Raw genomic sequence first — 22,194 nt, 5'->3', positions numbered from 1 at the left:
TCGACCGTATCCTCTCCAGCGAAGATGTGATGCGCCGTCGCGCCACCTTGCTGCAGCGCATGCACATCGACGGTCCGTTGCTGATCCTGTTGCTGACGCTGGCCGCCGGCAGCCTGTTCGTGCTGTATTCGGCCAGCGGCAAGAGCTGGGACCTGCTGGCCAAGCAGGCCACCTCGTTCGGCATCGGCCTGGTTTCAATGATCGTCATTGCCCAGCTCGAACCACGGTTCATGGCGCGTTGGGTGCCGCTGGCTTATGTGGTCGGCGTGGGTTTGCTGGTAGTGGTCGACATCATGGGCCACAACGCCATGGGTGCCACCCGCTGGATCAACATCCCCGGGGTGATCCGCTTCCAGCCTTCGGAATTTCTCAAGATCATCATGCCGGCGACCATCGCCTGGTACTTGTCCAAGCGGTCCTTGCCGCCGCAGCTCAAGCATGTGTGTATCAGTCTGTTGCTGATCGGCATTCCGTTCATTCTCATCGTCCGCCAGCCGGACCTCGGCACCTCGCTGCTGATCCTCGCCGGGGGTGCGTTCGTGCTGTTCATGGGCGGGTTGCGCTGGCGCTGGATCCTCAGCGTGATCGCTGCAGCCGTGCCGGTGTCGGTGGCCATGTGGTATTTCGTGATGCACGACTACCAGAAGCAGCGGGTACTGACCTTCCTCGACCCGGAAAGCGATCCGCTGGGCACCGGCTGGAACATTATCCAGTCCAAGGCCGCCATCGGTTCCGGCGGGGTATTCGGCAAGGGCTGGCTGATGGGCACCCAGTCGCACCTGGATTTTTTACCAGAAAGCCACACCGACTTCATCATCGCCGTGATGGGCGAGGAGTTCGGCCTGGTGGGCATTTGCGTGCTGTTGCTGATCTATCTGCTGTTGATCGGGCGCGGGCTGGTGATTACCGCCCAGGCCCAGACGCTGTTCGGCAAGTTGTTGGCGGGCAGCCTGACCATGACGTTTTTTGTTTATGTTTTCGTCAACATCGGTATGGTCAGTGGCCTGCTGCCGGTGGTGGGGGTGCCGTTGCCGTTCATTAGCTACGGAGGAACTTCGCTGGTGACGCTACTGTCAGCGTTTGGGGTTTTGATGTCGATCCATACGCATCGCAAGTGGATCGCGCAGGTTTGAATAAGGTGAAGAGTTCAATGCAAGCAATGCGTGGCTGGTCGACGCGATATGCGCCGTGGGTCGGCCTGGTCGGCTTCCTGGGCTGTGCGCCGCAGGCCCTGGCCGGCGAATACGAAGGCTCGCCGCAGGTGGCCGAATTCGTCGGTGAGATGACTCGCGACTACGGTTTTGCCGGTGAACAGCTGATGGGCGTGTTTCGCGAGGCCGAGCGCAAGCAGTCGATCCTCGACGCGATTTCCCGGCCCGCCGAGCGGGTCAAGCAGTGGAGCGAGTACCGGCCGATGTTCATCACCGAGGCGCGTATCGCCCGGGGTGTGGACTTCTGGCGCCAGCACGAAGCCGCCCTGGCCCGCGCCGAGCAGGAATATGGCGTACCGGCCCAGGTCATCGTATCCATCATCGGCGTCGAGACCTTCTTCGGCCGCAACACCGGGAATTTCCGAGTGATCGACGCCTTGTCGACCCTGGGCTTCGATTACCCGCCGCGCGCCGAGTTCTTCCGCAAGGAGCTACGCGAATTCCTCCTGCTGGCCCGTGAAGAGCAGGTCGATCCGCTGACCCTCAAGGGCTCCTACGCCGGGGCCATGGGCTTGCCACAGTTTATGCCCAGCAGTTTCCGCGCCTATGCGGTGGACTTCGACGGCGACGGCCACATTAATATCTGGACCAACCCGACCGATGCCATCGGCAGTGTTGCCAGTTATTTCAAACGGCATGGCTGGGAGGCCGGCGAGCCTGTGGTCAGCCTTGCGGACGTGCGTGGCGACCAGGTGGACCAAGGCCTGACCACGGGCATCGAGCCGACAAAAACCGTCGGGGAGTTGCGAGCGCTGGGCTGGTCGAGTCATGATGCGCTGCGTGACGACATGCCGGTCACCGCGATGCGCCTGGAAGGCGAGCAGGGCCCCGAATACTGGATGGGCCTGAAGAATTTCTACGCGATTACGCGTTATAACCGCAGCGTGATGTACGCCATGGCCGTATATCAACTGTCTGAAGAGCTGGTCAAAGCACGGGGCGTCAAATAATGCGGGCAATGCCTACCTATCAACCCCTGAAAGCCAGGCCCCTCAAGCTGGTGGCATTGGCGGCGCTGTCTTTGCTGGTCGTGAGCTGTTCGACCAGTCGCGCACCGACCCAGAAAAGTCCCAACGTCGTGCGGGCCACACCGGGCCTGGACATCAACCGGGCCCACAAGGATGGCGCGCCGTGGTGGGATGTCGATGTCTCGCGCATTCCCGACGCGACACCGACCCTGCACACCGGCCCCTACAAGGCCAATCCATATACGGTGCTGGGCAAGACCTATTTTCCGATCGCCGAATCCAAGCGCTACGTCGCTTCGGGCACGGCGTCCTGGTACGGCACCAAGTTCCACGGCCAGAACACTGCCAATGGCGAGGTGTACGACCTGTACGGCATGAGCGCGGCCCATAAAACCTTGCCGCTGCCCAGTTATGTACGGGTAACCAACCTGGACAACAACAAGACGGTGATCCTGCGGGTCAACGACCGTGGGCCGTTTTATTCCGATCGCATCATCGATTTGTCGTACGCGGCGGCGAAGAAGCTCGGTTACGCTGAAACCGGCACCGCCCGGGTCAAGGTCGAAGGCATCGATCCGCAGGAATGGTGGGCCCAGCGTGGCCGTCCGGCGCCTTTGATGCTCAACGAGCCGAAAGTGGCGCAAAATGCCGCGCCGACCGTGACGGCCTCCACCGGCACGGTCGAGCAATGGACCCCGCCGCCGCAGCAACACGCCGCGGCGGTGGTGCCGGTGCAGATCGATGCAAAAAAAAACGCTTCTGCAACAGCGTCTGGCCAGTATCTGCAAGTGGGCGCGTTCGCCAACCCGGACGCTGCAGAACTGTTGAGGTCGAAGCTGAGCTCGATGGTCAGCGCGCCGGTGTTCATCAGCTCGATCGTGCGCAACCAGCAGACCCTGCATCGGGTGCGCCTGGGGCCGATCGGTTCTCCGGGTGAGGTCCAGCAAGTGCAAAATAGCGTGCGCCTGGCCAATCTCGGTTCGCCGAGCCTGGTCACGTCCGAATGATTGATTGAGGGCCCGCTCGTGGTTTGGGCGGGTCAGGTTGTTGGCCCACGAATAACAAAAACCCGGCAAGGGTTGTGAGTGAGCAACTTAAATACGCGGCAGATCCTTGTAGAATTGCCAGTTCAGTTTTTGCCTTCGGGCAGTCCCATTAGCGATTTCGAGAGACGGATGAACATCACCACCTTTGCCAAACGCCTTTGCCTGCTAGTCCCGCTGCTTCTTTCTCCGGCCGCGTTCGCGGTCGAGATGATGCCTTCGCCTCCGCAACTGGCGGCCAAAGCCTATGTCCTCATGGATGCCAGCAGCGGCAATGTGCTGGTAGAGAACAATGGTGACCAGCGCCTGCCACCGGCCAGCCTGACCAAGCTGATGACCGCGTACATCGCCACGCTGGAGATCCGTCGCGGCCAGATCGGTGAAAACGATCCGGTGACCGTCAGCGAAAACGCCTGGCGCACCGGCGGTTCGCGGATGTTCATCAAGGTCGGTTCGCAAGTGACCGTCAGCGACCTGCTGCACGGCATCATCATCCAGTCCGGCAACGACGCCAGCGTCGCCCTCGCCGAGCACATCGCCGGCAGCGAAGACGCGTTCGCCGACATGATGAACAAGACGGTCGCCGACCTGGGCATGACCAACAGCCACTTCATGAACCCGACCGGCCTGCCGAACCCCGAGCATTATTCCTCGGCTCACGACATGGCGATCCTGGCCCGGGCAATCATCCACGAAGACCCTGCGCATTACGCCATCTACTCCCAGAAGGAATTCTTCTGGAACGGCATCAAGCAGCCTAACCGCAACCTGTTGCTATGGCGCGACAAGACCGTCGATGGCCTGAAGACCGGCCACACCGAGGAGGCTGGCTACTGCATGGTGTCTTCGGCGGTTCGTGACGGCATGCGCCTGATCGCCGTGGTGTTCGGCACCAACAGCGAAGTGGCCCGCGCCGCCGAGACCCAGAAGCTGCTGACCTACGGTTTCCGTTTCTTCGAAACCCAGACCTTCTACCAGAAGGGCACCGAACTGGCCCAGGCCCAGGTGTGGAAAGGCACCAGCAACCAGGTGAAAGCCGGCCTGGCGCAGGACCTGACCATGACCTTGCCTAAAGGCCAGCTCAAGAAGCTTGCCGCCAGCATGACCATGAACCCTCAGCTGACCGCGCCTATCGCCAAGGGTGACGTGATCGGCAAGGTCGAAGTCAAACTGGACGACAAGGTGGTGCACAGCGCCGACCTGATCGCGCTGGACGCGGTCGAGGAAGGTGGTATTTTCCGCCGCATGTGGGATAGCATCCGTCTATTCTTCTACGGCTTGTTCAACTGATTTCGAGTGTTGACCTGCATGGCCCCGTTCCTTTCCGGTGCGGGGCCATGTTCGTTATCACGGCTTGCGAGGCCGTTACGCCATGACAGACTCCGAAGTAAAAGCGCCAAAGATCGAATTTCCCTGCGCGGATTATCCGATCAAGGTAATCGGCGATACCGGTGTGGGCTTCAAGGACAAGATCATCGCGATCCTTGAAAAACACGCCACCGTTGACCACAAGACCCTGGCCGAGCGCCAGAGTACCAACGGCAAATACACGACCATCCAGTTGCACATCATTGCCACCGGCCAGGAACAGCTCTACGACATCAACAGCGAGCTGCGAGCGACCGGTTTCGTGCACATGGTGTTGTGATGCCGGGCACGCTAGGCTTTCGCGAGCTGGGCAGCATGGCTTACGAGCCGGTCTGGCATGCCATGCAGCGCTTCACGAACGAACGTGGCACCAGCGCCGACGACGAAGTCTGGCTGGTGGAACACCCGCCGGTGTTCACCCAGGGCCAGGCCGGCAAGGCCGAGCACTTGCTGCTACCGGGCGATATCCCGGTGATGAAGGTCGACCGAGGCGGGCAGGTGACTTACCATGGCCCCGGCCAACTTGTTGCCTACCTGTTGCTGGATGTGCGCAAGCTGGGGTTCGGCGTGCGCGAGCTGGTCACTCGCATGGAAACATGCCTGATCGAGCTGCTCGCCAGCTACGGTGTGACCGCGGCGGCCAAGCCGGATGCACCGGGCGTCTACGTCGACGGGGCGAAGATCGCCTCGCTCGGCTTGCGCATCCGCCATGGCTGTTCGTTCCATGGCCTGGCGCTGAACGTGGACATGAATCTTGAACCGTTTAGACGGATTAATCCCTGTGGCTATGCAGGGCTGGCAATGACCCAGCTGCGCGATCACACAGGATCGATTGAATTTGCCGAGGTAAGTGCCCGGCTGCGCGCGCAGCTCGTCAAACACCTCGACTATGCTGAGCAGACGACCCTCACGGGCGGAATCGACTGATATGACTACTGATGCAGTGCAAACCATGATCCCGACGCTGGACGTCACCGAACGTCCGGCCCCGCGTGCCAAGGTAGAGGCCGGCGTCAAGCTGCGCGGCGCCGAGAAGGTTGCACGCATTCCGGTCAAGATCATCCCGACCACCGAACTGCCGAAGAAACCCGACTGGATCCGCGTGCGCATCCCGGTCTCTCCGGAAGTCGACCGGATCAAGGCCCTGCTGCGCAAGCACAAGCTGCACAGCGTCTGCGAAGAAGCCTCCTGCCCGAACCTGGGCGAGTGCTTCTCCGGCGGCACCGCGACGTTCATGATCATGGGCGACATCTGCACCCGTCGTTGCCCGTTCTGCGACGTCGGCCATGGCCGTCCGAAGCCATTGGACACCAACGAGCCGGAAAGCCTGGCCATCGCCATCGCCGACCTGAAGCTGAAATACGTGGTCATCACCTCGGTGGACCGTGACGACCTGCGTGACGGCGGTGCCCAGCACTTCGCCGACTGCATCCGCGAGATTCGCAAGCTGTCGCCGAACGTGCAACTGGAAACCCTGGTGCCTGATTACCGTGGCCGCATGGACATTGCCCTGGAAATCACCGCCGCCGAGCCGCCGGATGTGTTCAACCACAACCTGGAAACCGTGCCACGCCTGTACAAGGCTGCGCGCCCGGGTTCGGACTACCAGTGGTCGCTGACCCTGCTGCAGCGTTTCAAGCAGATGATGCCGCATATTCCGACCAAGTCTGGCTTGATGCTGGGCCTGGGTGAGACTGATGAGGAGGTCATCGAGGTCATGAAGCGCATGCGTGAGCACGACATCGACATGCTGACCCTGGGCCAATATCTGCAGCCTTCCCGTAGCCATTTGCCGGTGCAGCGCTTTGTGCATCCGGATACCTTTGCCTGGTTTGCGGAGGAGGGGTACAAGATGGGCTTCAAGAACGTTGCTTCGGGGCCGTTGGTGCGGTCTTCGTATCATGCGGATGAGCAGGCTAAGTTGGTCAAGGCTGAGTTGCTTGGGTCCTGATTTGGCGTTGGGTTTTTCTGGGTGGTGTGTATATCCGTTTTAGCGTAACGGCGGCTTATGGTTCCGCCCTTACGGCGGGTCACTTTTTTCAGACGCCAAAAAAGTAACCAAAAAGGCTTTGCCCCACCACTCGGTGCCTCGCCTAGGCTCGGCATGCCTGAATGAAGGCATCGCTCCGTGGGTCGCCGCGAAGGGCCATCCATGGCCCAGCGCGGCTAACCCGGCATCCATGCCGGGTTACCCACTGCGCAATGCCTTCATTCAGCCATCGTGGTTAACGGGGCGGTTCAGATCAAAAGCAAAAAGCAAAAGCAAAAGCAAAAACCCAGGCGGCTTTGGGGCCGACCTGGTTTCTGATGGATCGCGTTTCTCCTGTGGGAGCGAGCCTGCTCGCGAAGGCGGTGTGTCAGTTTGCGGTGATGTTGGGTGTACAGGCCTCTTCGCGAGCAGGCTCGCTCCCACAGGGTTTTGCGGTGTATTGAAAATCCAATGTGGGAGCGAGCTTGCTCGCGAAAGCGGTGGTTCAGCCCCATAAATACCAGCCCCAACCGCTTTTTGCTTTTTGCTTTTTGCTTTTTGCTTTTTGCTTTTTGCTTTTTGCTTTTTGCTTTTGCTTTTGCTCTTGATCTAAGCGCCCCGTTAAACCACGCTGGCCGAACGCAGGCATTGCGCAGTGGGCATCCCGGCATGGATGCCGGGATAGCCGCGCTGGGCCATGGATGGCCCTTCGCGGCGGGCCCACGGAGCAATGCCGGAGTGAGGGCACACCGAGCCTAGGCGAGGTGCCGAGTGGTGGGGCAAAGCGTTTTTGCTTACTTTTGGCGCTTCTCCAAAAGTGAGCCGCTGTAAGAGCGGAACCATAAGCAGCCGTTACCGCAGCAACGGATATACACACATATCTAAGTCTCAAAGCCGGGAGCTCCATGGTCCAGACCCTAACCCCCCATCACCCCGTCCCAGCCCTCCCGCCCGAAGGCCTGATCGCCGTGATCGCCCCCGCCGGCCCGGCCCCATTGGACACGGAAAAAGCCATCCAATGGATGCGCGCCAGAGGCCATGATCTGCGAATCTTCCCCGGCGTCTACGAAAAAGACGGCTACCTGGCCGGCAGCGACGATACACGACTGAACGACCTGCACGCCGCCTTCGCCGACCCAGAGGTAAACGCGATCATCTGCCTGCGCGGAGGCTACGGCACCCCCCGCCTGCTCGATCGCATCGACTTCGAGCTTATTAAACGAAACCCCAAGCCCTTCGTCGGCTACAGCGACATCACCGCACTGCACTTGGCAATCAGCCGTTACGCCGGCTTCGTGACCTTTCACGGACCGTTGCTCAACGCCGACCTGCTGAGCGACAAGGAGCCCCCGACCGTCACGTCCTTTTTCAGCCTGCTGCGCGGCCAATTGAAGGCGGGCGACGTACTGAGCCATCCCGCAGCCTATCCATTGACCACCGTGGAACCCGGCGTTGCCCGAGGGCGCCTGCTGGGCGGCAATCTGTCGATGATCGCCGCAACCATGGGCACGCCCTACGAAATTGATGCCGAAGGTGTAATCCTGCTGGTCGAGGACGTCAATGAGCCGCTCTATCGCATCGACCGTCTGCTGACCCAATTGCGGCTGGCAGGCACCCTTGCGAAGCTGCGAGGCGTGCTATTGGGGGATGTCGCCGGTGTGGATGGCGATGCGCTGAACCGCTTGTTCAAGCAGACCTTCGAACCACTGCGTATTCCGGTGTTGTCCGGCTGGCGCAGCGGGCATTGCGATCCGAACCTGACGTTGCCGATGGGCGCGCTGGTGACGCTGGATGCGGGGGAGAAGAGGCTGGTGCTGGAGCAGGATGTGGTGGTCAGCCGCTAGTCTTGTAGCGCCTGCAAGTCAGTCATCGCGAGCAAGCTCGCTCCCACATTCGACCGAGTTTCCCTGACGGAACGCAGCCACTGTGGGAGCGAGCTTGCTCGCGATGGCGTCAGCCGCCATACATCGATTCAGCGACTACGCAACGCCTCCAGCAACTTGTGTGTCGGATACCCATCCGCCGGCCAGCCAAACGACTGCTGGGCGCCGCGGATCGCCTTGCGGGTGTTGGCGCCGATAATGCCATCAGGCGTGCCCGCATCGTAGTTGTGCTTGCCCAGCAGGGTCTGCAGTTCGATACGTTCGCTGCGGCTCAGTGGCAGGTCCTCCTTTGGCCACTGGCCGTAGACCAGGCCTGCGCCAGCGAAGCGCTGCGACAACAGCCCAACCGCCAAGGCGTAGGACGATGAGTTGTTGTACTTGAGGATGGCTCGGAAGTTATCGAATATCAGGAATGCCGGGCCGCGATGGCCTGCCGGCAGGAGAAGGGAAGCCGAGAGCTGTTTCTCATCCGGGGCAATCGGCAAGCCGCCATATTCGGAAACGCCCAGGCGCTCCCATTCGGAGACGGGCTTGCGAATCGTGCCGTCGGCCAGGGTGTAGTCGAAGCCTTCACCGAGCGACACCTCGAACCCCCACGGTTGGCCGCGCTGCCAGCCGGAGCTCTGCAGGTAATGCGCGGTCGAGGCCAGGGCATCGGTGGCGCTGCCCCAGATATCACGACGCCCATCGCCATCGAAGTCCACCGCATGGGTGTTGTAGGTGGTGGGAATGAACTGGGTCTGGCCCATGGCGCCGGCCCAGGAGCCGAGCATTTTTTCCGGGGTGATATCGCCCTGTTGCAGAATTTGCAGCGCGGCAATCAGTTGTGCGTGGGCAAAGCCCGGGCGCCGTCCTTCGTAGGCGAGGGTGGCCAGGGAATTGATCACTGACTTGGTCCCCTGGAACTGGCCGAAATTGCTCTCCATGCCCCACACCGCTACCAGCGCCTGGCGATCAACGCCGTAGCGCTGTTCGATGCTTTGCAGGATGTCGGCGTGCTGCTGGAGCAAGGCCTGGCCTTTGCGCACCCGCAAAGGTGACAAGGCGCCATCGAGGTATTCCCATACCGGCCGGCTGAATTCAGGTTGGCTGCGATCCGCCTTGATCACGCTCATGTCCGGGCTGACGCCGATAAAGGCACGGTCGAACAGGTCGGCCCGGATCCCGGCGGCCAGTGCTTCCTTGCGAAACCCGGCTTGCCATTCGGCGAAGGTCTGGGTCGGCGCAATATCCAGGTTCTCCCCGGTCGGCACTACGGGCGGCACGATGGCCGGTGCGGTCACGGCAGGCAGGGTCTTGAGCGGTTGGGCGTCGGCGGCGGTGGGTTTTTCAGCGCAGGCGACCAATAACGCAACGCTTGCGGAAGCTATCAATTGGCGCAGTGGCCAACGACGGGAAAGGCAAAGGGGCATGCACGGGTCCAGATAAACGAATCAAGTGCTGACCTTAACATGGGCAGGGGCTGTAGAGCTTGTTCGAGTGTTTCAAGCTGCCAGAAAGCAAGAAGCCTCCCAGTTGTCAGACTGGAAGGCTTCGCGGCGGTAGCTGCCTTTGCCCTTGGCGGGTCGTTCCTGGCGGCTGCGGAACAGGGGCTGGGCGACGATGGACTTGGCCTTGTTGGGGCCATGCCTGGATGGCTTTTTGCTCATGACGGGATCTCTCACAGGTTGGGTTTAGCGGGGCAGATGATGGGTCAGGGCTGGGGTTTTGTCCAGTCCCTGCGCTGTGCAGGATATGTCACCTGAATGAGCGGCTTTTGTGGCGAGGGAGCAAGCTCCCTCGCCACAGGTACCGGTTTATTCAGCGGGTAATGACAGCCGTTGGCCGGCCATCAACAGCGACAACCGGCTCAGGCTCATCCACGGCGAGCCTGCGGCCTGGCCCTTGATCTGTGCGTCGATGCGCTGGGCTTCGAGCAGCAATTGCGCCCAGCGTGATGCCGAGTAACGTTGCAGCGCCTTGCTCATCAACGGTTTGCGTTTGTCCCATACCGGCGGCCGGGCCTGGCTGAAGGCTTTGTCCAGCGGCACGCCCTGACTGTATTGCAACGACAGGTTCGCGAGCAGGCGCAACTCCCGGGCCAGCGCCCAGAGAATCACTGGCGGTTCGACGCCTTCGCCCCGCAGGCCTTCAAGCATGCGCAAGGCGTGGGCGGCTTCACCGTTGAGGATCGCGTCGGTAAGCCCGAAGACATCAAAGCGTGCGCTGTCGGCCACGGCCGCCTGGACCGTTTCCACCGTAATCTGGCCACCCTCGGCCATCAGCTTGAGCTTTTCGATCTCCTGGGCGGCGGCCAACAGGTTGCCTTCGACCCGGGCAGCAATCAGCTCGACCGCGTCCTGGCTGGCCGACAGGCCGGCCTGGGACAGGCGCTGGCGGATCCAACTGGGCAACTGGCTGACATCCACCGGCCAGATTTGCACGAACTGAGTCTGCTGGCCTTCGACCAGTGCCTTTCCCCACTTGGTTTTCTGCGCGCTGCCATCGAGTTTCGGCAAGCTGATCAGCAATACCGTGTCCTCGGCGGGCCGCGAGCAATATTCGATCAGCGCGGCGGCGCCCTTGTCACCGGGTTTACCGGAGGGCAAGCGTAGTTCCAGCAGGCGTTTCTCGGCGAACAGCGACATGCTTGCCCCGGCCTGCAGTAACGTACCCCAATCGAAGCTGGCGTCGGCGGCGAACACCTGGCGTTCGTCGAAACCTTGTTGGCGGGCGGCAGAGCGGATGGCGTCGGCGGCTTCCTGGCACAGCAGCGGGTCATCGCCGCTGATGATATAGACGGGCGCGAGCGCGCCTTGCAGGTGTTTGCCGAGTTGAGCGGGAGCGAGCTTCATAGGCGCAGGCGAGCGGGACGCCGGAGCGCCCCGCAAGGCTTATTGAGCCGGGATCTGCAACGGCGACTGTTGCGGGGTTTCCGCCTCAGCCTTGCGTGCCGCTTCCAGCGCTTCGGCTTCGGCCTTGGCACGGGCATTGGCGGTCTGTTGCAACTGGTCCAGTTGAGCCGGGCTCAGCTGTTGCAGGCGCAGCATCATGCGCTGGACCAGTTCACGGCGCATTTCGCCGCGTACTTCGACGGACTCCTGGTCGGAGCCGGTGATGTTGTTGCCGTCGTGCAGGTAGACCTTCTGCACCTGCAGCTTGTCATCCAGCAGCGACAGACCATTCTGGCCGCGGATTTCGTAGTTCAACACGTTGGTCAGCTCGTACTCGGCCGAACGACCGGCGCCGGCATAGCTGAGGCTGCGCTGGCTTTGCTGTTCGCTTGCCAATACCAGCTTGTACGGTGCGCCGCTGTAGACTTTCACACCGCTGTTTTCCAGGGTCTGACGCAGCATTTTCACGGTATCGCCATAAGCGTCCCGCGCGCTGAGGTCCAGTTCCTTGATGGCCAGCTCGGTGGTGCCAGTGCCGCGCAGCTGGAAGCCGCAGGCGCTCAACAGGACCGCCAGGCCCATAACCAGCAGATTACGTTTGATCATCTTGTTGCTCCCCTTGAAACCCAGGGGCCGACTGTGCGGCCCCGCAGGTCATATTCGGCGTCCGGCCGATGGCCTGGACGCCCGATCCAATTAGCTTGCGACGATATTGACCAGTTTGCCGGGCACGACGATCACTTTGCGGATCGTCAGGCCATCGACGAAGCGCAGTACGTTTTCGTTGGCGCGTGCGGCGGCTTCGACTTCTTCGCGAGTGGCGGCGGCCGGCATGTCGATCTGGCCGCGCAGCTTGCCGTTGACCTGGATGACCAGGGTCAGGCTGTCTTGTACCAGCGCTGTTTCGTCCACCACCGGCCAACCGGCATCGATCACCGGGTCGGCGTGACCCAACTGATTCCACAGCTCATGGCTGATGTGCGGGGTGATCGGTGCGAGCAGCAGCGTCACGGCTTCCAGGCCTTCCTGAACCAGCGCGCGATCCTGTTCGGTGTCTTGCGCGGCTTTTTCCAGCACATTCATCAGCGTCATCACCTGGGCGATGGCCGTGTTGAATTTGTGGTTCTGGCCGACGTCATGGCTGGCCTGCTTGATCGCCAGGTGAATCGAGCGACGAATGGCTTTCTGATCGTCGTTCAGGCCGGCGAGGTCCAGTTTGCCCGGCAGACCTTGGTTGACGTGAGCCTGGGCGAGGCGCCAGACGCGCTTGAGGAAGCGGTGCGAGCCTTCGACGCCGGAGTCGGACCATTCGGCGCTCATGTCGGGTGGCGACGCGAACATCATGAACAGGCGGCAGGTGTCTGCGCCGAACTGGTCGATCATCGATTGTGGGTCGACGCCGTTGTTCTTCGACTTGGCCATTTTTTCGGTACCGCCGATTTCCACCGGCAGGCCGTCGGCGATCAGCTTGGCGCTGATGACCTTGGCTTTGCTGTCGCGTTCGAGCTCGACGTCGCTCGGGTTGAACCAGGTATAGGCACCATTGGCTTCGCGACGATAGTAAGTCTCGGCGATCACCATGCCTTGGGTCAGCAGGTTCTTGAACGGCTCGTTGGAGCTCACCAGGCCTTCGTCGCGCATCAGCTTGTGGAAGAAGCGCGCGTAGAGCAGGTGCAGGATGGCGTGTTCGATGCCGCCGATGTACTGGTCCACCGGCAACCAGTGGTCGGCCGCGGATTTTTCCACCAGGCCGCCTTCATAATGCGGCGAGGCGTAGCGGGCGTAATACCACGAGGACTCGACGAAGGTGTCCATGGTATCGGTTTCACGCTTGGCCGGTGCGCCGCATTTCGGGCAACTGCATTCGTAGAACTCGGGCATGCGTGCCAAAGGCGAGCCGGCGCCGTCGGGTACGACGTCTTCCGGCAGGACCACTGGCAACTGGTCTTCCGGTACCGGTACATCGCCGCAGGCGTCGCAATGCACGATCGGAATCGGGCAGCCCCAGTAGCGCTGGCGGCTGATGCCCCAGTCACGCAGGCGGAACTGGGTGCGCGAGGCGCCGAGGTTTTTCTTGATCAGCGCGACTTCGATGGCATCGAATGCGCCGGCGAAATCCAGGCCGTTGTACTCGCCGGAATTGATCAGCTCACCGTGCTCGCCATAGGCATCCTGCCATGGCGCCGGGGTCTGGTCACCGGCGCTGGTGCGCACGACCGGTTTGACTGGCAGGTTGTACTTGTGGGCGAACTCGAAGTCGCGTTCGTCGTGAGCCGGCACGGCCATCACGGCGCCGTCGCCATAGTGCATCAGCACGTAGTTGGCGACCCACACCGGCAGTTTCTCGCCGGTGAGCGGGTGTTCGACGAACAGCGAGGTCGGCAGGCCTTTCTTTTCCTGGGTGGCGACATCGGCTTCGGCGACGCTGCCGCCCTTGCATTCGGCGATGAACGCCTGCAGCTCGGGGTTGTTCTGCGCTGCGAGGGTCGCCAGCGGATGTTCGGCGGCCACGGCTACGTAGGTGGCGCCCATCAGGGTATCCGGACGGGTGGTGAAGACTTTCAGGGTGCCGGCCTCGCCAATGGAGGCGACGTCGTACGGGAACTGCACTTCCATGCCCCGGGACTTGCCGATCCAGTTGCGCTGCATGGTCTTGACCTGCTCGGGCCAGCCGGTCAGCTCGTCGAGACTCTCCAGGAGTTCATCCGCGTAGGCGGTGATCTTGAAGTAGTACATCGGGATCTCGCGCTTTTCGATCAGCGCGCCGGAGCGCCAGCCGCGACCGTCGATGACCTGCTCGTTGGCCAGTACGGTCTGGTCCACCGGGTCCCAGTTCACGGTGCCGTTCTTGCGGTAGATCACGCCTTTTTCGAAGAGGCGGGTGAACAGCCACTGCTCCCAGCGGTAGTACTCGGGCTTGCAGGTGGTGACCTCGCGAGACCAGTCCACCGCAAGGCCCAGGCTGCGCAGCTGGGTCTTCATGTAGGCGATGTTTTCGTAGGTCCACTTGGCAGGGGCCACGTTGTTTTTCATCGCGGCGTTTTCCGCCGGCATGCCGAAGGCGTCCCAACCCATCGGTTGCAGGACATTCTTGCCCTGCATGCGTTGGTAGCGGGAGATCACGTCGCCGATGGTGTAGTTGCGCACGTGCCCCATGTGCAGCTTGCCGCTGGGGTAAGGGAACATCGACAGGCAGTAGTACGTCTCCTTGCCTGGCTGTTCACTGACTTCAAAGGACTTTTGCTCGTCCCAGAACGATTGGGCGGCGGCTTCGATTTCACGGGGCTGGTAGTGTTCGTGCATGGCTACTTTTGTACTGAATGGGGTGGCCCAATCCTCTTCATTGCCATGCTGGACGCAGACGACGCCGGATGCGGCGTTTTCGATGCCCAGCCAGGCTGGAAGTGGAGTTACAGGAAGCGCCGTAGCATACATGACCGCGCTCTGCCGAGGGAAACCTTGATTGCGTGTCCAGGCGTTGCCGACCATTGCCGACGGCCGGCGTTCAGGGCCGTTGGTCGCGGCGTCCTGCCGGTTTGCCCAGCGAAGCTAAGCTTCTCAATGGGGAGTGAGTCTTATCTTCAATGAGGTGAGGGATGGTTGAATCACAACGAAAAGTCGCTACACCTGAGCTGTACGAAAAACTGATCGATCGTCTCGGGGTGGCCCTGGACGCGGCAAGAACCGCCGGTCGCTTGCGTGATGAACGCCCGGCAGAGCTGGAACTACGCGGCTTGAGCCCCGCAGAGTTCGAAGTCGTCAAGGCTTACCTTGAGCAAGTCGGGCACCAGGCCTCCTCCAGTGGTGTCCAGGCAAACAAGCGTCTCGATGCGCCCCGTCCGGCCAAGGTTGTCTGGCTCAAGGACCGGACGCCCGACAAGGATGCTGTAAAGGTCCGGTCGCTGCAGTTCAAGTGAAGCCGGATCCACGCGTGTCGCTTTTTTTGATTCGGCTTTTTTCGAATCTGTTGTCGCATTGCGTCAACCCACCTAGGCTTCGGGCATCTTTGGAGATGCCCGATGCCGTTTCGTTATTTCATCAAACAACTTCTATTGCCGCCCGGCATTCTTTTACTGCTGCTGGCGCTTGCCTGGTGGTGGCGCGACTCCCGGCCGCGCCTGGCTCGCCTGTGTTTTGCGGCGGGCCTCGGTGGTTTCTGGCTGATGAGCCTGCCGGTGGTGGTGCAGTGGAGCGCCGGGGCATTGGAGCGTGAGCCGCCACTGCCGCGCAGTGAATGGGCGACCCTGGCTCAGCGTGCCGACGCCATCGTGGTGCTGGGGTCCGGTCGTGAGCGTGGCGACCTGGCCTGGGGCACTGACCAGCCCACCGGTATCGGTCTGGAGCGCCAGCGCTATGCGGCGCGCCTGGCCAAGGCGTCCGGCCTGCCTGTGCTGACTACTGGTGGCTTGCACTATGGTACTGCGCCCAGCGAAGCGAAGCTGATGGCCGACGCGATGCTCGATGATCACGGGGTGACCGTACGCTGGCTGGAAGAGCGCAGCCGCACGACCTGGGAAAATGCCCAGATGAGCGCGCAGATCCTGTTGCCTGAAGGCGTCAAGCGCGTGGTCGTCGTGACCCAGGCCTGGCATATGCCACGCGCGGTCTGGAGCTTCCAGCGTGCGGGCTTCGAGGTGGTACCGGCGCCGATGGGGTTTCTCGGCCAGGATAATGCCCGGCCATTGGGCGGCTGGATGCCGGAGTTCAAGTCGATCTGGCAGTCGGGACAGTTGATGAATGAAGCGGTGGGGTTGGTAGGGTATTGGTTGTTCTACCGCTGACTTATCAAGGTGAACGCTATTGTGGCGAGGGAGCTTGCTCCCGCTGGCCTGCGAAGCAGGCCCCAGCAGTGCTCCAGGTAAAACGCACTGTCCGGTTTTGCGACTGCTGCGCAGCCGAGCGGGAGCAAGCTCCCTCGCCACAGAGATATCCAGCCCTACAAGAGATGTGTCAAACGGTTTTTGCCATCCGTCCGGCCATCAACGCCCAGCCCAGCAGCAACACGCACAAGATGATCAACGGCCACGAACGCCATTGCAGGTAGGGCGTCAGGTCGTGCATCGGCACCACTTCGCCGTAGAGGATGCCGCGCTCGAATTGCGGGATGCTGACGGTGATCTGGCCGAAGGGGTTGATCAGGCCGGTCACCCCGTTGTTGGTGGCACGAATCATCCAGCGGCCGGCTTCCAGCGCGCGCATCTGCGCCATTTGCAAATGCTGCAGCGGGCCGATCGAAGTGCCGAACCAGGTGTCGTTGCTGATGGTCAGCAGCAGGTCGCTGCGCGCCGAAAGGCTGGCGGCGAATTCCGGGTAGACCACTTCGTAACAAATGAATGGAGCGATCTGGTAACCCTTGGCTTGCAGCAGCGGCTGGTCGGCCGGGCCCCGGGCGAAATCCGACATGGGCAAGTCGAAGAATGCGATCAGCCCGCGCAGCAGGTCCTGCAACGGCACGTACTCGCCGAAGGGCACGAGTTTCTGCTTGAGGTAGGTGCCATCGCCTTCTCCGGTCACGGTGATGCCGTTGAAGTAGCGTCTCTCGTGGCGCACCAGTTGGCGAATCGGCACGCCGGTGATCAGCGCCGAATGCCGCTCGGCGGCGAAGCTGCCCATCATGTCCAGGTAACCCTGGGCGGACTCCTTGAGCACCGGCACCGCGGTTTCCGGCCAGACCAGCAGGTCGACGCGCTTGGAGCTGAGGCTCATGTCGCGGTACAGCGCCAACTGCGCGTTGAGCTGTTCGGGGTCCCACTTCATGCTTTGTTCGATATTACCCTGGATCGCCGCCACGCTCAGCGGGTCGCCCGAAGGACTGGTCCAGGCGTGGCCCTTGAGCGCCATGCCGGCGACCCACGGACCGACCAGCAGCACCAGGCCCGCAGCGATGAAGCCCTTGCGCCCGGCGCGCAGCAGCCGGGGCACGTTGTACAGCAGCGCGGCGGTCAGGGCGAGGGTGAAGGATATCAGCCACATCCCGCCCAGCGGCGCGAGCCCCGCCAGCGGGCCGTCGAGCTGGCTATAGCCGGAATAAAGCCACGGGAAACCGGTCAGGAACCAGCCGCGGAAAGCTTCCTGGCCCAACCACAGCGCGGCGAAGGCCAGTGCGTCGGCCAGGGGCGCCTCGTTGCGCCGCAGCCAGCGCGCCCACAGCCAGGCGGGCAGGGCGAAAAACCAGGCGATGGCGGCGATGAACAACAGCATCAACAGACCGGCGAGCAGCACCGAGGCGCCGCCGAAGTTGTGGATGCTGACGTAGATCCAGCTGGTGCCGGCGCCAAACAGGCCGAAACCGAAACACCAACCACGGCCCAGGGCCTGGCGGGGCGAGAGTTCGCGCAAGCCGGCGTAGAACAACCCGACCGCGAGCAATGCCAGCGGCCAGATGTCGAAGGGTGCCAACGCCAGGGTGGTGATCGCGCCGGCCGCCACGGCCAGCAGGTTACCGGGCCAGCCGGGGCGGGTTATCCAGCGCATGTATTTCCTTAGCGGGTCTCGCAGGGGTTAACGGGCAATGGGTGACAGGCGCAGCAGATGGATCCGGCGACTGTCGGCATTCAGGATGCGGAAGCGCCAGGAGCCGATCTCGGTGGTTTCGTTACGCTTGGGCAGGTGCCCGAAAGCGCTCATGACCAGGCCGCCGACGGTATCGAACTCATCGTCGGAAAACTCGCTGTCGAAGAACTCGTTGAAGTTCTCGATGGGCGTCAGGGCCTTGATCAGGAAGTCACCGCTGGGCAGTGGCTTGATGTAGCTGTCTTCCTCGACATCGTGTTCGTCCTCGATGTCGCCGACGATCTGCTCAAGCACGTCTTCGATGGTGACCAGCCCGGCCACGCCACCGTATTCGTCGATGACGATGGCCATATGATTGTGATTGGCGCGGAACTCGCGCAGCAGCACGTTAAGGCGCTTGGACTCGGGCACGAAGGTGGCCGGACGCAGCAAGTCCTTGATGTTGAAGCTGTCGCCGTTCTCCTGGAGGATCAGCGGCAGCAGGTCCTTGGCCAGCAGCACGCCCATGACGTCGTCATGGCTCTCGCCGACGACCGGGTAGCGCGAGTGAGCGGAATCGACCACGGCCGGCAGGAATTCGCGGGGAGTCTGGGTCGCCTTGATGCTGACCATCTGCGAGCGCGGGACCATGATGTCCCGCACTTGCAGGTCAGCGACCTGGATGGCGCCTTCGACGATGGCCAGCGCTTCGCTGTCCAACAGTTTGTTCTGGTGTGCATCGCGCAGCAGCTCCAGCAGCTCCTGGCGGTTTTTCGGCTCATGGGCAAAAGCCTGGGTGAGCTTGCCCAGCCATGACTTCTGCCCGTTGGTCGATCGATCTTCGCTCATAGCGATTACTCTGAATCCTTTGTCGTTACAGGTTGATGTATCAGTGTTCGTCGCCGGCATAAGGGTCGGGATGACCCAGCTCGGCAAGCAACGTTCGTTCCAGTGCTTCCATTTCCTCGGCTTCGTCATCTTCCATATGGTCGTAACCGAGCAAATGCAAGCAGCCGTGAATCACCAGGTGAGCCCAGTGGGCCTCAGGGGTCTTGTGTTGTTCCGCCGCTTCACGCTCCACCACGGGGACGCAAATCACCAGGTCGCCCAATAGCGGGATATCGAGCAGCTCGTCGGGCACGTCGGCGGGGAAGGACAGCACGTTGGTGGCGTAGTCCTTCTGCCGCCAGGTGTGGTTCAACTCGCGACCTTCGGCTTCGTCCACCAGGCGGATGGTCAGCTCCGAGTCGGCGCTACGCTGACGCAGGGCCAGTTCGCACCATTGACGGAACTGGGCCTCGCCGGGGGCTGCATGTTCGCTGGCCAGTTGCAGGTCGAGTTCAAGCATCGTGGCTGTTGCCCTTGGCGGCGGGCGCGTCTTCCTGGCGATTCTCGAAGCGTTCATAGGCTTCGACGATGCGCTGCACCAGCGGATGGCGCACGACGTCCTTGGGCATGAAATGCGTGAAGCTGATGCCCGGGACATCCTTGAGCACCTGGATCACATGGTTCAGCCCGGACTTGGTGCCACGGGGCAGGTCGACCTGGGTGATGTCCCCGGTGATGACGGCGGTGGAGCCGAAGCCGATCCGGGTCAGGAACATCTTCATCTGTTCGACGGTGGTGTTCTGGCTTTCGTCGAGGATGATGAAGCTGTTGTTCAGGGTGCGGCCACGCATGTAGGCCAGTGGCGCAACCTCGATGACCTGGCGTTCGATCAGCTTGGCAACGTATTCGAAACCGAGCATTTCGTACAGTGCATCGTAGAGCGGGCGCAGGTACGGGTCGATTTTCTGGGAAAGGTCGCCGGGCAGGAACCCGAGCTTTTCCCCGGCTTCGACCGCCGGGCGCACCAGCAGGATGCGTCGCACCTGTTCGCGCTCCAGCGCATCGACCGCACAGGCCACGGCCAGGTACGTCTTGCCGGTGCCGGCCGGGCCGATCCCGAAATTGATATCGTTGGCGAGGATTTCCTTCACGTAGCGCTGCTGATTCAGGCCGCGCGGGCGAATCATGCCTTTTTTCGTGCGCAGGGCCACCGCAGCTTCCGCAGGGGCTGGGTTGTCGAGTTCCTCGACAGCCGACTCCTGCAGGAACAGATGGACCAGATCCGGCGACAGCTCGCTTGCCTTGGTTTCCCGATAGAGGCGGCGCAGCAGGTTTTCCGCGGAGGAGGTGTGCTTGGGTTCGCCGATCAGTTCGAACTGGTTTCCGCGGTTGCGGATCTCGATGGCCAGGCGCTGTTCGATCAAGCGCAGATGCTCGTCGAATTGCCCGCACAGATTGGCGAAGCGGCGAGCCTCGAAGGGCTCGAGAATGAAACGATGTGGTTCGATGGGTGCGTTCAAGGTCGTTTTTAGCCGCCCAGGGGCAATTAAGATGAAATCAAGGATAACGCCAGTAGGCTGGGTGCGAAAGCTCTTAAGCGGCGCAATCTGACAACAGGCTCGCCACGACCAGTGTAGGAGCGAGCCTGCTCGCGAAAGCGCTGTCACATCCAACCTCGATATTGACCGTAATAGCGCTTTCGCGAGCAGGCTCGCTCCCACATGGCGTGGTGTTGTTACTGGACCAGCGAGCCGCGCAGGGAGTGCGGTTGCGCGGCGTCGATGTGCACGTCGGCGAACTGGCCGATCAATGCCGGAGTGTCGCAGCGGAAGTTGACGATACGGTTATTCTCGGTGCGCCCCTGCAATTCGCCCGGGTCTTTTTTCGAGTAATCGGTCACCAGGATCCGCTGGATGGAGCCGACCATTTGTCGGCTGATCTCGAAACCTTGCTGGTTCAGGCGGTGTTGCAACGCGTTGAGTCGCTCCTTCTTCACTTCCTCGGGCGTCTCGTCCACCAGGTCCGCCGCCGGCGTGCCGGGGCGCTGGCTGTAGACAAAGGAATAGGAGAAATCGAAGCCCACATCCTCGATCAGCTTCATGGTCTGTTGGAAATCCTTCTCGGTTTCGCCGGGGAAACCGACGATGAAATCCGAACTGATGCAGATCCCCGGGACCGCCGCGCGCAGTTTGCGCAGCTTGGATTTGTATTCGAGCGCCGTGTGGTTGCGCTTCATGGCCGCGAGGATCCGGTCGGAACCCGATTGCACTGGCAGGTGCAGGTGGTTGACCAGTTCGGGGACCTCGGCGTGGGCCTGGATCAGGCTGTCGGAAAACTCCAGCGGGTGTGAGGTGGTGTAACGGATGCGGTCAATGCCGTCCACCGCCGCCACGACGCGGATCAGTTCTGCGAGGTCCGCCAGGCGACCGTCATGGGTCAGCCCGCGGTAGCCGTTGACGTTCTGCCCCAGCAGGGTCACTTCGCGCACGCCGTTTTCCGCCAGGTGGATGATTTCGGCAATCACGTCGTCGAAGGGGCGGCTGACTTCTTCGCCGCGGGTATACGGCACCACGCAGAACGTGCAGTACTTGCTGCAGCCTTCCATCACCGATACGTAGGCACTTGGGCCGTCGATACGCGGTTCGGGCAGGTGATCGAATTTTTCGATTTCCGGGAACGAGACGTCTACTTGCGGCAGCTTGGTAATGCGTGCGGCGTCGATCATCTCCGGCAGGCGGTGCAGGGTCTGTGGGCCAAAGACCACGTCCACGTAGGGCGCCCGGTCACGAATGGCCGCGCCTTCCTGGCTGGCGACACAGCCGCCCACGGCAATGACCATGTCCGGGTTGGCCAGCTTCAGTTCACGCCAGCGGCCCAACTGGGAATACACGCGGTCCTGGGCGCGTTCGCGGATCGAGCAGGTGTTGAGCAGGATCACGTCCGCGTCTTCCGCGCGGGCGGTGACTTCCAGGGCCTGGTGTTCACCCAGCAGATCGACCATGCGCGAGCTGTCGTACTCGTTCATCTGGCAACCGTGGGTTTCGATGTAAAGCTTCTTGGCCATGGACGGGTTCATCACGTGATTCAAAGAACCGCGCATTATAGGGAAATAGTGGGCTGTGTGGCTAATTCGCGCGAGCAGTGGCTATGCTATAGTTCGCGCCCTCATTTTTACCCGCCGATGTGTTTCGCCAGCCATGACCAAACGTGAAGCTCCAATTTACAAGGTGATTTTCCTCAACCAGGGCCAAGTGTTCGAAATGTACGCTAAACAGATCTATCAAAGTGATCTGTGGGGCTTCCTGGAGGTCGAGGAATTCGTCTTTGGCGAGCGCACGCAAGTGGTCGTCGACCCGAGCGAAGAAAAGCTCAAGGCGCAGTTCGAAGGCGTGGTGCGCAGTTTCGTGCCGATGCACTCGATCGTGCGCATCGACGAGGTCGAGCGCCTGGGCACGCCGAAAATCAGCGAAGCCCGTGGCGCGGTCGGCAATGTCATGCCGTTTCCGATGCCGATGCCTGAGAAGTAAGGCTCAACACCGAGTTGCTCCCAATCGCGAGC

22 protein-coding genes are annotated in these 22,194 nt (G+C 61.7%); 11 read left to right on the top strand and 11 right to left on the bottom strand.

Annotated elements, in window-relative coordinates:
- Positions 1-29 precede the first annotated feature (29 nt).
- The 7 genes from rodA (at position 30) to lipA (ending at position 6,541) form a co-directional block, all read left to right on the top strand.
- Complete coding sequence (rodA, locus tag J3P91_RS23920; protein WP_305501174.1) at positions 30-1,133, top strand: rod shape-determining protein RodA; 1,104 nt, start codon at positions 30-32, stop codon at positions 1,131-1,133.
- Between the two features lie 17 nt (positions 1,134-1,150).
- Positions 1,151-2,161 (top strand): lytic murein transglycosylase B, encoded by a 1,011-nt coding sequence (mltB, locus tag J3P91_RS23915; RefSeq protein WP_305498581.1) that lies wholly within the window; start codon positions 1,151-1,153, stop codon positions 2,159-2,161.
- Complete coding sequence (locus J3P91_RS23910; RefSeq protein WP_434601920.1) at positions 2,161-3,186, top strand: septal ring lytic transglycosylase RlpA family protein; 1,026 nt, start codon at positions 2,161-2,163, stop codon at positions 3,184-3,186. Before mltB ends, J3P91_RS23910 begins: the two co-directional genes overlap by 1 nt.
- Positions 3,187-3,354: 168 nt before the next feature.
- Entirely contained in the window at positions 3,355-4,512 is a 1,158-nt protein-coding gene (locus J3P91_RS23905; protein ID WP_434571608.1) for a D-alanyl-D-alanine carboxypeptidase family protein, read from the top strand.
- Positions 4,513-4,594: 82 nt separating this feature from the next.
- Positions 4,595-4,870: a DUF493 domain-containing protein gene (locus J3P91_RS23900; protein ID WP_053125656.1), complete on the top strand. Its 276-nt coding sequence runs from the start codon at positions 4,595-4,597 to the stop codon at positions 4,868-4,870.
- On the top strand, positions 4,870-5,517 hold the full coding sequence (gene lipB, locus J3P91_RS23895; protein ID WP_434601919.1) for a lipoyl(octanoyl) transferase LipB: 648 nt from the start codon (positions 4,870-4,872) through the stop codon (positions 5,515-5,517). The genes J3P91_RS23900 and lipB overlap by 1 nt, the downstream gene beginning before the upstream one ends.
- A gap of 1 nt (position 5,518) precedes the next feature.
- The gene (lipA, locus tag J3P91_RS23890; RefSeq protein WP_014340371.1) at positions 5,519-6,541 is read left to right on the top strand and encodes a lipoyl synthase; all 1,023 of its coding nucleotides are present in this window, start codon (positions 5,519-5,521) and stop codon (positions 6,539-6,541) included.
- A 523-nt stretch (positions 6,542-7,064) separates the two neighbouring features.
- Here lipA and J3P91_RS23885 read toward each other — a convergent pair.
- On the bottom strand, positions 7,065-7,208 hold the full coding sequence (locus J3P91_RS23885; RefSeq protein ID WP_434601918.1) for a hypothetical protein: 144 nt from the start codon (positions 7,206-7,208) through the stop codon (positions 7,065-7,067).
- A 256-nt stretch (positions 7,209-7,464) separates the two neighbouring features.
- Between J3P91_RS23885 and J3P91_RS23880 the strand changes: the two genes are divergently transcribed.
- Entirely contained in the window at positions 7,465-8,403 is a 939-nt protein-coding gene (locus tag J3P91_RS23880; protein ID WP_434601917.1) for a S66 peptidase family protein, read from the top strand.
- A 128-nt stretch (positions 8,404-8,531) separates the two neighbouring features.
- Here the strand turns inward: J3P91_RS23880 and J3P91_RS23875 are convergent, their stop codons facing one another.
- The 5 genes from J3P91_RS23875 to leuS form a co-directional block, all read right to left on the bottom strand.
- Positions 8,532-9,854: a lytic murein transglycosylase gene (locus tag J3P91_RS23875; RefSeq protein ID WP_434601916.1), complete on the bottom strand. Its 1,323-nt coding sequence runs from the start codon at positions 9,852-9,854 to the stop codon at positions 8,532-8,534.
- A 72-nt stretch (positions 9,855-9,926) separates the two neighbouring features.
- Positions 9,927-10,091, bottom strand: coding sequence for an alternative ribosome rescue factor ArfA (gene arfA / locus J3P91_RS23870; RefSeq protein ID WP_030140368.1), 165 nt, complete (start codon positions 10,089-10,091; stop codon positions 9,927-9,929).
- A 147-nt stretch (positions 10,092-10,238) separates the two neighbouring features.
- Positions 10,239-11,276 carry a DNA polymerase III subunit delta gene (holA, locus tag J3P91_RS23865; protein ID WP_434571617.1) on the bottom strand — a complete coding sequence of 346 codons (1,038 nt, stop codon included), beginning with the start codon at positions 11,274-11,276 and terminating at the stop codon, positions 10,239-10,241.
- A 39-nt stretch (positions 11,277-11,315) separates the two neighbouring features.
- The gene (gene lptE, locus J3P91_RS23860; protein WP_434601915.1) at positions 11,316-11,921 is read right to left on the bottom strand and encodes an LPS assembly lipoprotein LptE; all 606 of its coding nucleotides are present in this window, start codon (positions 11,919-11,921) and stop codon (positions 11,316-11,318) included.
- A 90-nt stretch (positions 11,922-12,011) separates the two neighbouring features.
- On the bottom strand, positions 12,012-14,618 hold the full coding sequence (gene leuS / locus J3P91_RS23855; RefSeq protein ID WP_434601914.1) for a leucine--tRNA ligase: 2,607 nt from the start codon (positions 14,616-14,618) through the stop codon (positions 12,012-12,014).
- Positions 14,619-14,911: 293 nt separating this feature from the next.
- Here leuS and J3P91_RS23850 point away from each other — a divergent pair, with 293 nt between their 5' ends.
- Positions 14,912-15,232, top strand: a complete 321-nt coding sequence (locus tag J3P91_RS23850) for a hypothetical protein (RefSeq protein ID WP_434571622.1) — start codon at positions 14,912-14,914, stop codon at positions 15,230-15,232.
- A 102-nt stretch (positions 15,233-15,334) separates the two neighbouring features.
- A complete protein-coding gene (locus J3P91_RS23845) occupies positions 15,335-16,096 on the top strand; it encodes a YdcF family protein (protein ID WP_434601913.1) in 762 nt (253 codons plus the stop codon).
- 169 nt (positions 16,097-16,265) lie between these two features.
- Here the strand turns inward: J3P91_RS23845 and lnt are convergent, their stop codons facing one another.
- The 5 genes from lnt to miaB all read right to left on the bottom strand — a co-directional run bounded on the left by lnt (position 16,266) and on the right by miaB (position 21,699).
- Positions 16,266-17,789, bottom strand: a complete 1,524-nt coding sequence (gene lnt / locus J3P91_RS23840; RefSeq protein ID WP_434571625.1) for an apolipoprotein N-acyltransferase — start codon at positions 17,787-17,789, stop codon at positions 16,266-16,268.
- A gap of 27 nt (positions 17,790-17,816) precedes the next feature.
- Complete coding sequence (locus J3P91_RS23835) at positions 17,817-18,656, bottom strand: HlyC/CorC family transporter (protein ID WP_186610826.1); 840 nt, start codon at positions 18,654-18,656, stop codon at positions 17,817-17,819.
- A 40-nt stretch (positions 18,657-18,696) separates the two neighbouring features.
- Positions 18,697-19,155 (bottom strand): rRNA maturation RNase YbeY, encoded by a 459-nt coding sequence (ybeY, locus tag J3P91_RS23830; RefSeq protein WP_434571627.1) that lies wholly within the window; start codon positions 19,153-19,155, stop codon positions 18,697-18,699.
- On the bottom strand, positions 19,148-20,155 hold the full coding sequence (locus tag J3P91_RS23825) for a PhoH family protein (protein ID WP_434571629.1): 1,008 nt from the start codon (positions 20,153-20,155) through the stop codon (positions 19,148-19,150). Before J3P91_RS23825 ends, ybeY begins: the two co-directional genes overlap by 8 nt.
- Before the next feature lie 215 nt (positions 20,156-20,370).
- A complete protein-coding gene (miaB, locus tag J3P91_RS23820; protein ID WP_434601912.1) occupies positions 20,371-21,699 on the bottom strand; it encodes a tRNA (N6-isopentenyl adenosine(37)-C2)-methylthiotransferase MiaB in 1,329 nt (442 codons plus the stop codon).
- A gap of 133 nt (positions 21,700-21,832) precedes the next feature.
- Between miaB and J3P91_RS23815 the strand changes: the two genes are divergently transcribed.
- Positions 21,833-22,162: a DUF1820 family protein gene (locus J3P91_RS23815; RefSeq protein WP_003185742.1), complete on the top strand. Its 330-nt coding sequence runs from the start codon at positions 21,833-21,835 to the stop codon at positions 22,160-22,162.
- Positions 22,163-22,194: the final 32 nt, after the last annotated feature.

Origin of the sequence: Pseudomonas sp. Z4-7 (assembly GCF_051131965.1) — a bacterium.
Lineage (GTDB): Bacteria > Pseudomonadota > Gammaproteobacteria > Pseudomonadales > Pseudomonadaceae > Aquipseudomonas.
The sequence above is the reverse complement of the archived record's forward strand: the minus strand, read 5'-3'. Positions and strand labels throughout refer to the sequence as shown.

Excerpts from the sequence above, each read along its gene's own strand:
- rodA (WP_305501174.1), top strand. The coding sequence starts at position 30 with ATGCGCCGTCGCGCCACCTTGCTGCAGCGCATGCACATCGACGGTCCG.
- mltB (WP_305498581.1), top strand. The coding sequence starts at position 1,151 with ATGCAAGCAATGCGTGGCTGGTCGACGCGATATGCGCCGTGGGTCGGC.
- J3P91_RS23910 (WP_434601920.1), top strand. The coding sequence starts at position 2,161 with ATGCGGGCAATGCCTACCTATCAACCCCTGAAAGCCAGGCCCCTCAAG.
- J3P91_RS23905 (WP_434571608.1), top strand. The coding sequence starts at position 3,355 with ATGAACATCACCACCTTTGCCAAACGCCTTTGCCTGCTAGTCCCGCTG.
- J3P91_RS23900 (WP_053125656.1), top strand. The coding sequence starts at position 4,595 with ATGACAGACTCCGAAGTAAAAGCGCCAAAGATCGAATTTCCCTGCGCG.
- lipB (WP_434601919.1), top strand. The coding sequence starts at position 4,870 with ATGCCGGGCACGCTAGGCTTTCGCGAGCTGGGCAGCATGGCTTACGAG.
- lipA (WP_014340371.1), top strand. The coding sequence starts at position 5,519 with ATGACTACTGATGCAGTGCAAACCATGATCCCGACGCTGGACGTCACC.
- J3P91_RS23885 (WP_434601918.1), bottom strand. The coding sequence starts at position 7,208 with ATGCCTGCGTTCGGCCAGCGTGGTTTAACGGGGCGCTTAGATCAAGAG.
- J3P91_RS23880 (WP_434601917.1), top strand. The coding sequence starts at position 7,465 with ATGGTCCAGACCCTAACCCCCCATCACCCCGTCCCAGCCCTCCCGCCC.
- J3P91_RS23875 (WP_434601916.1), bottom strand. The coding sequence starts at position 9,854 with ATGCCCCTTTGCCTTTCCCGTCGTTGGCCACTGCGCCAATTGATAGCT.
- arfA (WP_030140368.1), bottom strand. The coding sequence starts at position 10,091 with ATGAGCAAAAAGCCATCCAGGCATGGCCCCAACAAGGCCAAGTCCATC.
- holA (WP_434571617.1), bottom strand. The coding sequence starts at position 11,276 with ATGAAGCTCGCTCCCGCTCAACTCGGCAAACACCTGCAAGGCGCGCTC.
- lptE (WP_434601915.1), bottom strand. The coding sequence starts at position 11,921 with ATGATCAAACGTAATCTGCTGGTTATGGGCCTGGCGGTCCTGTTGAGC.
- leuS (WP_434601914.1), bottom strand. The coding sequence starts at position 14,618 with ATGCACGAACACTACCAGCCCCGTGAAATCGAAGCCGCCGCCCAATCG.
- J3P91_RS23850 (WP_434571622.1), top strand. The coding sequence starts at position 14,912 with ATGGTTGAATCACAACGAAAAGTCGCTACACCTGAGCTGTACGAAAAA.
- J3P91_RS23845 (WP_434601913.1), top strand. The coding sequence starts at position 15,335 with ATGCCGTTTCGTTATTTCATCAAACAACTTCTATTGCCGCCCGGCATT.
- lnt (WP_434571625.1), bottom strand. The coding sequence starts at position 17,789 with ATGCGCTGGATAACCCGCCCCGGCTGGCCCGGTAACCTGCTGGCCGTG.
- J3P91_RS23835 (WP_186610826.1), bottom strand. The coding sequence starts at position 18,656 with ATGAGCGAAGATCGATCGACCAACGGGCAGAAGTCATGGCTGGGCAAG.
- ybeY (WP_434571627.1), bottom strand. The coding sequence starts at position 19,155 with ATGCTTGAACTCGACCTGCAACTGGCCAGCGAACATGCAGCCCCCGGC.
- miaB (WP_434601912.1), bottom strand. The coding sequence starts at position 21,699 with ATGGCCAAGAAGCTTTACATCGAAACCCACGGTTGCCAGATGAACGAG.
- J3P91_RS23815 (WP_003185742.1), top strand. The coding sequence starts at position 21,833 with ATGACCAAACGTGAAGCTCCAATTTACAAGGTGATTTTCCTCAACCAG.